Annotated in this window: 12 protein-coding genes; 8 read left to right on the plus strand and 4 right to left on the minus strand. The window is 69.8% G+C overall.

Annotated elements, in window-relative coordinates; all coding sequences use genetic code 11:
- Positions 1 to 34: 34 nt before the first annotated feature.
- Entirely contained in the window at positions 35 to 1,873 is a 1,839-nt protein-coding gene (locus VHA73_04630) for a phosphatase PAP2 family protein (GenBank protein ID HVX17296.1), read from the plus strand.
- Positions 1,870 to 3,231, plus strand: a complete 1,362-nt coding sequence (locus VHA73_04635) for an alpha/beta hydrolase-fold protein (protein ID HVX17297.1) — start codon at positions 1,870 to 1,872, stop codon at positions 3,229 to 3,231. Before VHA73_04630 ends, VHA73_04635 begins: the two co-directional genes overlap by 4 nt.
- A 176-nt stretch (positions 3,232 to 3,407) precedes the next feature.
- On the opposite strand, the gene VHA73_04640 is transcribed toward VHA73_04635, so the two are convergent.
- On the minus strand, positions 3,408 to 4,487 hold the full coding sequence (locus VHA73_04640) for a phosphotransferase (protein HVX17298.1): 1,080 nt from the start codon (positions 4,485 to 4,487) through the stop codon (positions 3,408 to 3,410).
- The gene (locus tag VHA73_04645) at positions 4,484 to 4,873 is read right to left on the minus strand and encodes an alcohol dehydrogenase catalytic domain-containing protein (protein ID HVX17299.1); all 390 of its coding nucleotides are present in this window, start codon (positions 4,871 to 4,873) and stop codon (positions 4,484 to 4,486) included. The genes VHA73_04640 and VHA73_04645 overlap by 4 nt, the downstream gene beginning before the upstream one ends.
- Positions 4,874 to 5,012: 139 nt before the next feature.
- Here VHA73_04645 and VHA73_04650 point away from each other — a divergent pair, with 139 nt between their 5' ends.
- From VHA73_04650 to VHA73_04660, 3 genes are all read left to right on the plus strand, one after another.
- Positions 5,013 to 5,672 (plus strand): carboxymuconolactone decarboxylase family protein, encoded by a 660-nt coding sequence (locus VHA73_04650; protein HVX17300.1) that lies wholly within the window; start codon positions 5,013 to 5,015, stop codon positions 5,670 to 5,672.
- A complete protein-coding gene (locus VHA73_04655; GenBank protein ID HVX17301.1) occupies positions 5,672 to 6,541 on the plus strand; it encodes an SDR family NAD(P)-dependent oxidoreductase in 870 nt (289 codons plus the stop codon). Before VHA73_04650 ends, VHA73_04655 begins: the two co-directional genes overlap by 1 nt.
- Positions 6,542 to 6,714: 173 nt before the next feature.
- Positions 6,715 to 7,386: a helix-turn-helix domain-containing protein gene (locus VHA73_04660; GenBank protein ID HVX17302.1), complete on the plus strand. Its 672-nt coding sequence runs from the start codon at positions 6,715 to 6,717 to the stop codon at positions 7,384 to 7,386.
- A 12-nt stretch (positions 7,387 to 7,398) separates the two neighbouring features.
- Here VHA73_04660 and VHA73_04665 read toward each other — a convergent pair whose 3' ends face one another.
- Positions 7,399 to 8,004: a TetR/AcrR family transcriptional regulator gene (locus VHA73_04665; protein ID HVX17303.1), complete on the minus strand. Its 606-nt coding sequence runs from the start codon at positions 8,002 to 8,004 to the stop codon at positions 7,399 to 7,401.
- Positions 8,005 to 8,072: 68 nt separating this feature from the next.
- Here VHA73_04665 and VHA73_04670 point away from each other — a divergent pair, with 68 nt between their 5' ends.
- Both VHA73_04670 and VHA73_04675 read left to right on the plus strand, forming a co-directional pair.
- Positions 8,073 to 8,942, plus strand: a complete 870-nt coding sequence (locus VHA73_04670) for a metal-dependent hydrolase (GenBank protein ID HVX17304.1) — start codon at positions 8,073 to 8,075, stop codon at positions 8,940 to 8,942.
- Positions 8,943 to 8,953: 11 nt separating this feature from the next.
- The gene (locus VHA73_04675) at positions 8,954 to 10,450 is read left to right on the plus strand and encodes an NAD(P)/FAD-dependent oxidoreductase (protein ID HVX17305.1); all 1,497 of its coding nucleotides are present in this window, start codon (positions 8,954 to 8,956) and stop codon (positions 10,448 to 10,450) included.
- An 11-nt stretch (positions 10,451 to 10,461) separates the two neighbouring features.
- Here VHA73_04675 and VHA73_04680 read toward each other — a convergent pair whose 3' ends face one another.
- On the minus strand, positions 10,462 to 11,523 hold the full coding sequence (locus tag VHA73_04680) for an adenylate/guanylate cyclase domain-containing protein (GenBank protein ID HVX17306.1): 1,062 nt from the start codon (positions 11,521 to 11,523) through the stop codon (positions 10,462 to 10,464).
- 273 nt (positions 11,524 to 11,796) lie between these two features.
- Between VHA73_04680 and VHA73_04685 the strand changes: the two genes are divergently transcribed.
- Positions 11,797 to 13,035, plus strand: coding sequence for an acyl-CoA desaturase (locus tag VHA73_04685; GenBank protein HVX17307.1), 1,239 nt, complete (start codon positions 11,797 to 11,799; stop codon positions 13,033 to 13,035).
- The last annotated feature ends 23 nt before the right edge of the window (positions 13,036 to 13,058 follow it).

Here is a 13,058-nt window from a genome sequence, read left to right on the forward strand (position 1 = left end):
CTCACGACCGTCGCTGCATCGTGAGGACGTGCACATGCGTGGACGGCCCGGCGCGGCGGCCGAGGCAACGGCCGCTGCCAAGCGGACCCTGCTGGCAGCCGCCACCTGGGCGCTCATCGTGCTCGCCGGTCTGGTGGCCGGCTACCTCGTCGTCGGGCCGGCAGGTCACGGAGCGAGCAGGGGAACCGACCTTTCGATCGCCCGTTGGCTCGGAACCCACCGGCCGGTCGGCGCGGCGGGGGCTGCAGGCGTGCTGCCCGACGCGTTGCTCCTGGTCGCAGGCATCGGCGTCGCGCTCCTGGTCGCCCGGGCAGTGCGCCGGCACCGGTCCGTGGCCCCGATCGCCGCCGACGTGGCGTCACTCGGACTGGCCGCGGTCGGTTCGTACGCCTTGGTCGAGGTGCTGAAAGTCGTGTTCGCCCGCCCACGCCCGCCCCGCGCGCTCGCCGCGGTGCGCGACACGGGCTTCGCGTTCCCGTCGGCCCACACCACCGTCGGCGCGGCGCTGATCGTGACCGCGGCGATCGTGGCGTGCCGCCACCTCCCGCGACGGGTCCACCGGTCGGTGGTCGCCGCGAGTGGCGCGCTGTTGGTGCTCGTCCCCCTGTCACGCCTCGCGCTCGGGGTCCACTGGATGACGGACGTGGTGATCGGCAGCATGCTCGGAATCGGTTGGGGTCTCGCGAGCTGCCGCCTGGCCCTGCGACCGTTGGACGCGGCCCGGCGCACTTCCTCCGTGCTCCGTCGCCGCCTCGTCTGCGCGGGCGTGGCGGTGGTGGTACTGCTCTTCGTGCCCGTCGGTTGGTCCTATTCGCGGGCGCTGAGCTACCCGGGCAGTGCGGACGTCGGGACCCGGACGACCGACTGGCTCCGGTCCGAGGGCGCCGGCTCCCTCGTCGATTGGATCGAGAACTTCTGGTACGCACGGACCACCATCGGCCCGGCCAAGGCGTCCGAGGCGTCACATCCGTTCCGCGCCGGGGTGGCGCGGCCGGCGACCCGCAACCAACCGCGCCCTGTCGCGGTGCCGCCAGCCACCGCAGTCGGACTCCGCGCCCAAGGGCGGAACCTCGCTTCGGCGTTCGACGGCAAGTGGGCCCCGGTGGTCCGGCCCGGCGGTCTGCCGACCGCGCTGTACACGACGTACTGGCGGCCGGACCCGACCCAGCCCGACATCGTCGTGGCCGGCATGTGGATCGACAGGAGCCAGACACACCCCAAGCTGGTCGCCGGTACCAAGGAGCCCGGCGGATCCGGGTGGCCGTGGGGTGCCGAGATCCCTCCCCAACTCCGCACCCAGGTGTTGGCCGCGTTCAACGGCGGCTTCCGCATGAAGGACGCCAACGGCGGGTTCGAGGTCGACGGAAGGGTGGCCGTCCCGCTGCGGGTCGGGGCCGCGTCGCTCGTCATCTCGCGGGACGGCACGGCGCGCATCGGCCGGTGGGGCATCGACGTGGGCCGGGATCCGACGGTCGTGGGGGTCCGCCAGAACCTGCAGCTCATCGTCGATGGCGGGCACCCCGTGCCTGGGCTCGACCAGAACGCCGACGGTGCATGGGGCACCTCCCACGTGCAGCTCGAGCACACGTGGCGCTCCGCGCTCGGCGTCGACGCCCACGGCAACCTCGTCTACGTGGCCGGCGCGGGGCTGAACTTGCAGACCCTCGCAACCGCCATCACCCAGGCCGGGGCGGTGCGGGCGATGGAGTTGGACATCCACGATCCGGTCGTGACCTGCAACTTGTACGAGCCCGACCCTGCGCACCCAGGGTCCGTCATCGCCCGGAAGCTGATACCCACCATGCAGCGTCCCGCGACCCGCTACCTCCAGCCCGACCAACGGGACTTCATCGCGATCGTCGCCGACCGATGACGCTGGCGGCGATCACCGCGTGGCCCTTCGGTCCACACGATCCGATCGGTCGCTTGTCGATCGTCGCCCACGACACCTTGTGGGTTGCCACCGTGCTGGCGGCGCTTGTCGCCCTCGTCGCCCTGCGGCGCCTGAACCGCCGAGGCGCCACGCGGGTGGTCGTGGCCGCGGTCGGGTCGTATGCCGCGTCGGAAGGGGCCTGGCGGCTGCTGCGGGCAACCAGGACGTTCGACCCTCAGCCGCCGCACTTCCTTGTCGGGTGGGTCGCTACCGGCGTGTTCGGCATCGCCGCCACGTCCCTCACGTGGCAGGTGGGCTCCCGCGTCGATCGCCTGCTTCGCGCGGGGTGCGCGGTGGTGGCCGCGGTGCTCGCCGCCGCGTCGATCAACGCGTACTACGGCTACTACCCCACCGTCTCGGCGCTGCTCGGCCACCAAGCCCGTAACCAGATCTCCCAGGCCGAGCTCGGACAGCGCGTCCGCGCGACGGCCACGGCGAGCACCGCCACGCCCAGCACGTCGGTCGGACAGCTCGGCGTGTCGGTACCGATCACGATCCCGCCGACCCGATCCGGCTTCCACGCACGCGGCGCGTGGATCTACCTGCCGCCGGCGTGGTTCCACAGCCCACGGCCGACACTCCCGGCCATCATGGTCCTGCACGGCACGCCCGGGTCGCCGGCCGACATGCTGCGCGCCGGCGAGGTCGATGCGGTGAGCGACCACTTCGAGGAGCTCAACGGGGGTCGCAGCCCGATCCTCGTGATGCCGGACATCAACGGCTCCTTCGGCGCCGACACCGAGTGCGTCGACACGCCGAAGGTCCACGCCGAGACGTACCTGGTCGACGACGTCCGCAACTACGTGATCAACCGCTTCGGCGCCGACCCGACCCCGGATGGGTGGGGAGTGGTCGGCTACTCCGAGGGTGGGACGTGTGCCGTCGAGTTGGCCTTGCGACACTCCGACCGCTTCCACACGTTCGTCGATGCCGGCGGTCCGCCGCGCGTGATGTTGCGCTCTCCCACCGCCACGTTCCGCACCTTGTTCGGCGGGTCGCGAAGCGTCGCTCGGTCTTACGACGTGGCGTGGCTGCTCCGCCACCACCGCTACGACGGCATGGCCGGCTGGATCACCATGCCGACCATCGCAGCCCAGCTGAGATGGACCCTTCACATCGCGCACCTCGCCCGTCGCAGCGGCATCGACCTGTACGTGTCGACGACCCACCTCGGGCACACCTATCCCATGTTCCACCAGGTGTTCACCGACGCTCTTCCTTGGCTGTGTGCCCACCTGTCCTCTCCGGTGCTTCGCGCGCCGGCGCAGCCCGTGGGGACCCGGGCCGGGCCACCCTGATGACCGACGCCGGCAGCGCCCTCCTCGGTCGAGACTCGCCCGTCTGGGTCGATGCGACCCGCTGGGTGGCGCCCGGGATCGCTCGCCCGAGTCGCGGGTCACCGTTCGATTCGCCGGGCTGCGCCTGGCGAACAGGCCCCGTGTCGATGGGCCGGCTCGCCCATCGGCTCGCCTCCTCAGCCGGCCAACAGCGCACCTGCGTCGTGATCGAGGGCGTGGCCGGCGTGACGCGTGGCCATCGCCATGAACATCCGGTCGCCGCGCTCGGTCCGCTCGACCAGCATCGAGGCGACGATCGCCATCACGAGACCAGCCCAGGTCTGGCGGCGGTATTCGTACCAGCAGGCTTCCCACCCGTAGCCCTCGACGCCGGCGGCCAGCAGTCCCTCGTGATAGCTGCGGACGAGGTCGCGTTCGACTTCTCGCCGCGCGTCGGGCAGCAGACCGGCGCCGATGAAGTACGACACGTCCTGCACCCCGGGGCCGTGGGTCACGGTCTGCCAGTCGACCACAGCCACCGGCGGCGCCCCGGGCCCGTCGGCGAACAGCAGGTTGTCGAGGCGGTAGTCGCCGTGGACGACCGTCCACGGTGAGGTTTCCGCCAGCACGTACCCGGCGAGGTGGTCGACGAGTTGGCTGCCGGCCTCGCGGACTTCGGCGGTGAGCTCGGCGTCGTAACGCCGCTGGAACCCGTCCCACATCATCGGGATCAGGTTCATCATGAGCTGCTGACCCATCTCGGGATCGCGGTGGAGCCAGGGGTACTCGGCGAGGCCCGCATCACCCCACCTGGGGGCGTGCAGCTTCACCAGCTCGTCGACCGCCACCTGCGCCTGCTCCACCGAACAACCTGCCAGCTGGTCGCCCGCGCGGCTGTTGGCGAGGTCTTCGAGGAGCAGCACGAAGCTGGCGGTCTCGACGTCGATGTCGGCGTACCAGACCTCCGGCGTGCGCATCGGCAGGTCGCCGGCGAGCTGCTGGTAGAAGCGCACCTCGTTCTCGTAGCTGCCCATCGATCGCGCCGTGGCGCGGCTGGTCTCGTCGGCAGCCGGCAGCTTGGCGATCAGCGTCGACGGCACGGCGGTGGGGCCGTCGAACGTGAGCGACGCCCGCAAGCTGTCGCACATCTGACCGGTCCCGACCGCCGCGAGGGCCACGCGGGTGACCTTGCGCCCCTCGAGCGCAGGCGAGAGCGCAGACGTGAACCATTCGGCGGTCAGCAGGTCGGGAGTGTCGGCGATGCGAAGGTCGGTCATGGCACCAACACCGCCCGGCCGACCGGTGCCCGGCTCTCGATGTACGCGTGGGCGTCGGCAGCCTCGGCGGGCGAGAAGCTCCGGTCGACGACCATCACGCGCAGCTCGGCGTGGAAGCCGTCGAGACCGACGGTCACCGCCCGATCACCCACCGACAAACTGGTGACGCCGTCACCGACCGCATCGACCGCCCCGGCGCTCTGGTAGCCGGCGATGTGGGGCACCGCTCCGAGATCGCCGCCGGCCCGGTGCGGCACGTCGGCGCCCTCGATGCTCACGACTTCGGTGCGGATCCGCACCATGGCGGGCCCGACCTCGGGACCCGGCACGTCTTCGTACCGGAACACGCTCGGTTCCCCGCTGGCGTAGTTGACCGCTGCCTTCACGTGACCTCCCCTTCGGCAGTGCAGCCGATCGCTGCTGACCCCTGTCGCAGCACGGCGAGCGTACCGGCGAGTCGAGGCTCGGCGTGCCAGGCCTGCATCCACGAACATGATTGTTCGCAGATCGGCTATCCTTGTCGACGTGCCTGCGACCGACCCACGTCCGCGCATCGCCCCTGGGACCCCACGCGACCTCGGCTTGGTCAACACCGTGATCGCCAGGGTGCTCGGAGCCGCCACCGGCGGACCGCCGCCCAACGTGTTCACCACCCTCGGGCGCAACCGGCGGTTGTTCCGCTCGTGGCTCCGGTTCGCGAGCGGACTCATGCCGGGCGGGCGTCTGCCACGGATCGACACCGAGCTGGTGATCTTGCGAGTGGCGCACCTCAACCATTGCGAGTACGAGTGGGACCAGCACACCCGCCTCGCCCGCGACGCCGGCCTCACCGATGCGGACCTCGAGCGCGTCACGACCGACGTCCACCACGACGAGGCCAATGACTGGACCGGCCGCCAAGCGCTGCTGTTGCGCGTGACCGACGAGCTGTCGAACGACCGCACCCTGTCAGCGGACGCCTGGGAACAGGTGCACGCCCAGTTCGACGACCAGGAGGTCATCGAACTGTTCTTGCTCATCGGGCACTACGTGATGCTCGCCATGACCATCAACGCGCTCGGCATCGCGGTCGACCCGCCGCCCACCCGCCAGCCCGGCACGTTCGTGCGGGCGGCCCGATCGGCCCTCGAACGACGCGGCACCTCGACCCCGCCGACAACCACCGATCATGAAGGACGCACCTGATGCTCGACCGCCTCTTGCCCAACCGGTCATCCGACCTCGCCGGCCGACGCGTGCTGATCACGGGCGCGGCACGGGGCATCGGGGCCCTCACCGCCCGGCGCCTCCACGAACGGGGCGCGCGTCTGGCGCTGCTCGGCCTCGAGCCCGACCTGCTCGGGCAAGTGGCCGCCGAGTGTGATGCCACCGCGTACGACTGCGACGTGGCCGACCCCACCGCAGTCGAGAACGCCGTCGAGAAGGCTGTCGAGAAGCTCGGCGGGCTCGACGTGGCGATCGCCAACGCCGGCATCGCCGCACAGCTCCCGCTCATCGGTGGCGACCGATCCGTGTTCGAGCGGACCCTGGCCGTCAACGTCCTCGGGACGTACTACGTGGTTCGGGCCGCGGGGCCGCACCTCGCCCACGAAGGCGGCTACATGCTGATCACCTCATCGCTCGCCGCAGCCGTCCACCTACCGCTCATGGGTGCGTACTCCGCCTCGAAGGCCGCCGTCGAGGCGCTCGGCAACACGTTGCGGGCCGAGCTGGCCCCGACGGGCGCCAGAGTCGGCGTGGCCTACTACGCCGAGCTCGACACCGACATGACGAGTCGGGGTTTCGGTACCGAGGCTGCGAAGCGACTGACAGGTGGACCGGTGAAGCTGCACCGGGTCGCACCGGTCGGCCCGGCGATCGACGCGATCGAGCATGGGATCGCGACCCGCGCACGGCGCATCGTGGCGCCCCGCTACGTCGCTCCGGTCATCCCGTTCCGGGCATTGGCCCAGCCGGTCGTCGACCGTGCGCTGCGGGGTCGGGTGGCGGCAGGGCTCGAGCTGGCGCGGTCCGAGCGGGTCGAGCTCACCACGCCCCAACCGACGGATGCATAGTGGTGTGTCTGGTGGGTGAGGAGGTGGTCATGGCGAGTCATCCGGTGCCGCTGGCAAGGACGCACGACGAAGGCGCCGTCGTAGCTGCGGTGAGGAAAAGGACGCCGCCCGGCGGTGCCGAGGGCCGCCAGGACCGCCCCGCCATTTGCCAGACGCACCATTAGGATCGATCCGTGCCTGCCCGCACCCCCGCTCCGTCGAGGTCGGCCCGCCTCCCGAGGGGCCGTCACGGCCTGAGCAGGTCGGAAGTCGCCCATGCGCAGCGCAGCCGCATGCTCCGCGCCATGGCCGACGCCATGGTCGAAAAAGGTTACGCCGGCACGTCGGTGGCCGACGTGATCCGGCGCGCCGGCGTGTCACGCGAGACCTTCTACCAGCAGTTCTCCTCGAAGGCCGAGTGCTTCATGGAGGCTTACGACGCCGCCGTCGGGTTGCTGCTCACCAGCGGCGAGGTCGATGCGGCCCGCGACGTCGTCGCCGGCGGCGCACCGGTCAGCGAAGGCGAGCGGCTGGCCCGCTTCGCCGAGCTGCTCGACCTCTACTTGTCGGCGCTGGCGAGCGAGCCGGCGTTCGCGCGGCTCTTCCTGCTCGAGGTGTACGCAGCGGGGCCAGAAGCGATGGCCCGGCGCGCGGCGGCCCAGGAGCGCTTCGCCGACTTGGTGGCGACGCTGCTCGGCGCCGCGACACCTGAAGCGCGCTTCGCCTGCGAGACGTTGGTGGCGGCCGTGAGCTCGATGGTGACGAGCCGGCTCGCGGCGCTCGACCTCGACGGCCTGCGTGCGCTCGACACCCCGATCATGGAGCTGGTGGAGCGGGCTCGGCGGGGACCGATCTTGCCCTCTTGAACCGCCGGCGGCTCAAGAGGCCCGGCGCGCCGGCTCCCGGGTGGGGGTCAACGCCGCCTCGAACACGGCCGCGACGTCGGCGCCGTGGCTGGTGATGGTGTCGGCCCCGAGCTGCACCACCGACATCAGCAGCGACAGCAAGATCGAGACCATGCCGCTGGCCATCGTGGCGGGGTCGATGTCGGGGCGGACCCGGCCGGCGAGCTGATCGGAGTCGATGCGATCGGCGAACGCCTTGCGGAGCTCTGCCACGGCGGGCAGGTCGAGCACCCGGGCGGTGACCTCTGGCTCGAGACCGGCGAGCAATCGCTCGGCCAACGGGAAGTCGGCCATCGCACCCACCAAGGCGAACAACGCGGACTCCCGCCACTCGGCGATGTCGGCTTCGGCCACCACCTGGTCGAGGCCTCGGTGGATCAGACCTGCCGCGTCGTCGTCGACCGCTGCGAAGAACAACGCTTCTTTGTCAGGGAAGTACGCGTAAGCCGCGGTGCCGCTCACGCCGGCATCACGCGCGATGTCGGCCACCGAGGTGGCCCGGTAGCCGTCGCGGCCGAACCGGTGGACTGCTGCGGTGAGAATCGCTTGGCGAGTCTGCTCGCCCTTGCCCTGCGCCATCAGTCACAGAGGATATCAGAATTGAGGGATTGATGGAATCCCTCAATTCGTATTACCATCGGTAACCAATGACGGACACCACGCAAACTCCCCGCAAGGTCCCGACCCGGCGCATCTCCTTCGAAGAGGGCCTGCGCGACGTGCCCAAGCACTACGCGGTCGATGGTGACCTCCTCCTCAGCCACTTCGGGGTGGCCTTGTCGGCCGTGTTCCCCGACGGCGAGGACTACTTCGTGCGATCGGTGCGGAACTTCCGTGATCAGATCACCGACCCTGAGCTCAAGCGCCAAGTCAACGGCTTCATCGGCCAAGAAGCGATGCACGGGCGGGAGCACCGGGCGTTCAACGACCGCATGGACGAGCTCGGCTACCCCGTGAAGGTGGTCGAACGGCTGACCCGCTGGGGCCTGGCGATGCGCGAGCGCATGACCAGCCGGAAATCCAACTTGGCGGTCACCGCTGCGCTCGAACACTTCACTGCGACGCTCGCTGAGGTCGTGCTCACGAACCAAGAGGTGCGCGACCACTTCGGTCACGCCGAGGTCCGCAACCTGTTCGTGTGGCACGCGCTCGAGGAGAGCGAGCACAAGGCCGTCGCGTTCGACGTGTACAAGGCGGTCGGCGGCACCGAGCGCACCCGGGTCTGGGTGATGCGGGGCCTCCTCGTCGGCTTCCCGATCGGCATGGCCTTCCAGATGCTCGCGTCGCTGGCCCTCGACCGCGACTTCTACAAGCCGCGCAAGGTCCTGGCGAGCTGGCGTCGCTTCCGGAAGTCGCCCGTGTTCAGCAAGGAGGTCCGCACGCGGCTGCGCGACTACAACCGCCCCGACTTCCACCCCGACGACTACGACAACGCCGAGCTGATCGAGCAGTGGCGCGAGGAGCTGTTCGGCACCGCAGGCTCCTTGAACGACAAGCTCGCCGGCAAAGCTGCCTGACCGGGGGATCCGTGGAACACCTCGACGTACTCATCGTCGGCGCAGGGCTTTCGGGCATCGGCGCCGGCCACTACATCCAGACCCAGTGCCCGTGGGCCTCGTACGCGATCTTCGAGTCGCGCGATGCCATCGGTGGCACGTGGGACCTTTTCCGCTACCCGGGCGTCCGCTCCGACTCCGACATGTTCACCCTCGGCTACTCCTTCGCGCCCTGGCAGGACGACAAGGCCATCGCCGACGGCGCGTCGATCCTCCGCTACATCAACAAGACCGCGGCCGACGAAGGCATCGACGAAAAGATCCGGTTCCACCACCGCATCACGAAAGCCGACTGGTCGTCCGACGACGCCGTCTGGCGCGTCACCGCCACCCGCACCGACACCGGCGAGACCATCGAGCTGACCGCCGGCTTCGTGTTCTCGTGCTCGGGCTACTACCGCTACGACCAGGGCTACCTCCCCGACTTCGAGGGGAAGGACCGCTTCGAGGGCACGATCGTCCACCCCCAGCATTGGCCCGAGGACCTCGATTACGCCGGCAAGCGCGTGGTGGTCATCGGGAGCGGCGCCACCGCCGTCACGCTGATCCCATCGATGGCCGACGCAGCGGCGCACGTCACGATGCTTCAGCGCTCCCCCACGTACATCGTCGCGGCACCCGACAAGGACCCGCTTGCCAACTTGCTGCGGCGCGTCCTCCCCTCCCGCATCTCTGGGCCCACCATCAAGTGGATGCACGCGCTCGGCACCCAAGGGCTGTTCCAGCTCAGCCAGCGCCGGCCCGAGCTGGTGAAGAAGCTGCTGCGCAAGGGGGTGGAGCGTCAGCTCCCCCGCGGCTTCGACGTCGACACCCACTTCACGCCCCGCTACAACCCGTGGGACCAGCGGATGTGTGTGGTGCCGAACGGCGACCTGTTCAAGGCCATCAAGGACGGGCGGGCATCGGTGGTCACCGATCACATCGCCACGTTCACCGAAAAGGGCATCCGGCTCGAGTCCGGCCAGGAGCTCGAGGCCGACATCATCGTCACCGCCACCGGGCTCGACCTCCTCTTCATCGGCGGCATCGAGCTCACCGTCGACGGCAAGGAAGTCGACATCGCGAATCGCCTGGCCTACCGCGGGATGATGCTCGAGGGCGTGCCCAACATGGCCATGGCCGTCGGCTACACGAACGCCTCGTGGACTTTGAAGTGCGACCTCACGTGCAACTACGTGACCCGGCTGCTGAACCACCTCCACGAGACCGGGCAGCGCCAGTGCACGCCGGTGAACTCCGACCCGAGCATCGAGCGCCAGCCGCTGCTGGGCCTCACGTCGGGTTACGTGACCCGCTCCGCCGACCGGTTCCCGAAGCAAGGCTCCAAGTTCCCGTGGCAGGTCCACCAGAGCTATCTGAAGGACTACCGGGCGCTGAAGGTCAAGGGCATCCACGACGACGCGATGGTCTTCTCGAACCCCGGCCCGGCGGCGAAGGCCGCCGACACACCGGAATCCGCTGTCGCCTGAGCGCGGCTCCTTCAGGCGGGCAGGACCGCGAACGCCCGGACCCGGCCGATCCCCTTCAGGTTGCGGGGGCGCAACGCCCGCTGCTGCAACGTGTCGTCCTCGGCCAGCTCCTCGGCCAGCGCTTCGTTCACGAGGACGCTGCCGGGCCGCGCCAAGGCCGTGAGGCGACTCGCGAGGTTGACGGTGGGCCCGAACAAATCGCCCTCGTGGCGCAGCACCGGGCCGAGCGCCAACCCACTGCGGACCATGAGATCGTCGTGCAGCTTGCGGATCACGTCGCTGAGCTCCACCGCTGCCGCGACCGCGGCCCGGTGGTCCGTCGTCGAGAACATCACCTCGTCGCCGATCATCTTCACCACTTGGCCTCCCGCCTCGCCGATGGCGTTGGTGGCGGCGGCGCCGAAGTCCTCGATCAGGACGGCGAGCTCGTGCTCGCTCAACTCCTGGCTGAGCGCGGTGAACCCAACGAGGTCGGAGAAGCCGACCACCACATCGGAGCCGACCTCGCCCGTCTCGAGCGACAGGCTCTGGCGCTCCGCCTCGACGGCGAGGTGGCGGTGGTACAGGTACACGAGGAGCCGGTCGATGGCGAGTGCCTGCGCGCCCATCGCGGCGATCATGTCGGCCGCCACCATGGGCTCGTCGGCGCCGTCGAACATCGCGTCGAGGCCGCTGATCACAAGGTCCTCGTGGGCCGCGGCGATGCCTCGCATGGCGCGGCTCATCACCCGCGTCTGCTGGACGGCCACTTCGGGCTTCACCAGCCCGTTGCGCACCAAGGTCGCCGCGATGGACACGGCCTCCACGTCGGCATCGGTGAAGAAGCGGGTGCCCTCGGGAACCGATGCGAATCCCATGGCCTGCCACAGCCGCAGTGCCAGCTCCGGCTCCACCCCGGCGAGGTCCCACACCTCTTCGGGCGTCCAGCGACGGGGACCCGGCAGCGCGATCCGCTCACCGACCAGCGCCACCACGCCGCCGACGCCGTGCCGGTGGTACGCGGCGTCGAACTCGGCGCGGGTGATGCCTCGTGCGGCCGCGGCCTGCCACAGGGGATCGTCGGCTTCAGCCATCGCCACAGTTTTGCGGCTCGGCAGCCATCGCGCGCCAAGACGACCTGTGGCACCTGACCGCCCCGAGCGGGCGGTGACACCTGACCGCGCCGGCTGCCTACCGCGGGTAACCGATGTCCGGCGAGACTGGTCCAAACGACCTGCCGGCGGGACCGCCGGCCCGGACGCCGAAGCCGCGACCCGCCGCAGCGGCCGTCGCAACTACCATTGCTCATCCCTCGGATCCGTGCGGCCAGGCTGCACCGAATCCTCCTGTTGATCGGAGCACTCTCCGTGCAAAAGGCAATCGCCCGCCCGGCCGACGAGCGAGTGAACTTCGCGACCTCGATTCCGATGATCGCCTGCCACTTCGTGCCGCTGCTGGCGATCTTCACCGGGGTCACCACCAAGGCCGTGATCTTGTGCGTCGCGCTCTACTTCGGGCGCATGTTCTTCATCACCGCCGGCTACCACCGCTACTTCGCCCACCGGAGCTACAAGACCAACCGGGTCTTCCAGTTCATCCTCGCCGCCGGTGGCGCAACGGCCGCGCAGAAGGGGCCGCTGTGGTGGGCCGGCCACCACCGCGACCACCACCGCTTCAGCGACACCGAGCGCGACATCCACTCACCCCAGAAGGGCTTCTGGTGGAGTCACATGGGGTGGATCCTGTGCGACAAGTACAACACCGTCGACTACGAAGCCAAGATCAAGGACTTCCACCAATACCCGGAGATCCGCTGGGTCGAGAAGCACAACGGCTGGTTCCCGATCGGCCTCGCAGTGCTGTGCACGCTGATCGCCGGATGGTCCGGGCTGCTCATCGGCTTCTTCCTCTCCACCGTGCTGCTGTGGCACGGCACGTTCACCGTGAACTCCCTGAACCACGTGTTCGGTCGGCGCCGGTACGCGACCACGGACACGAGCCGCAACTCGGCGATCCTCGCCCTGTGGACCATGGGCGAGGGCTGGCACAACAACCACCACTACTACGCCGCGTCGGCTCGCCAAGGCTTCTTCTGGTGGGAGTACGACATCAGCTACTACGTGCTGAAGGCGCTCAGCCTCGTCGGCGTGGTCTCCGACTTGAAGACCCCGCCGCGCTGGGCGCGTGACGCCGCAAGGGTGCGCGACGGCCAGCTCGACATCGGCATGTTCCGGGCTCACTGGCAGCGGGCCACGGCCGCGTTCTCTGCGGCGACTTCCCACGCCAGCGACAAGTTGTCGTCGGCCAAGGCAGCCCTCGCCGACCGGCTCGGCGGCGAGTCGCCGGCGGCGTCGCCGGCCACCGCCACCGAGGCCACGCCGCTCGAGGGTGTGGCGGGCGTGTCCCTTGCGACCGAAGCGCTCAGCGCAGACACTCCGGCCGAGCAAGATGCCCGCTCGCGGCGAGAGCAGATGGAAGAAGTCGTCCGGGCGCACCGGGCGGCACTCGAGGAGAGCATCGAGACCACGCTGCGCCACGCCGAGGCGCTGTCGAGGGCCACGAAGCTGCACCAACGTGAGCTGAGACTCGCCGCCGCGGAGAGCTGAGCCGGGGCCGCTCGGGCCCCGCG

This window comes from Acidimicrobiales bacterium (genome assembly GCA_035547835.1).
GTDB lineage: Bacteria > Actinomycetota > Acidimicrobiia > Acidimicrobiales > Iamiaceae > DASZTW01.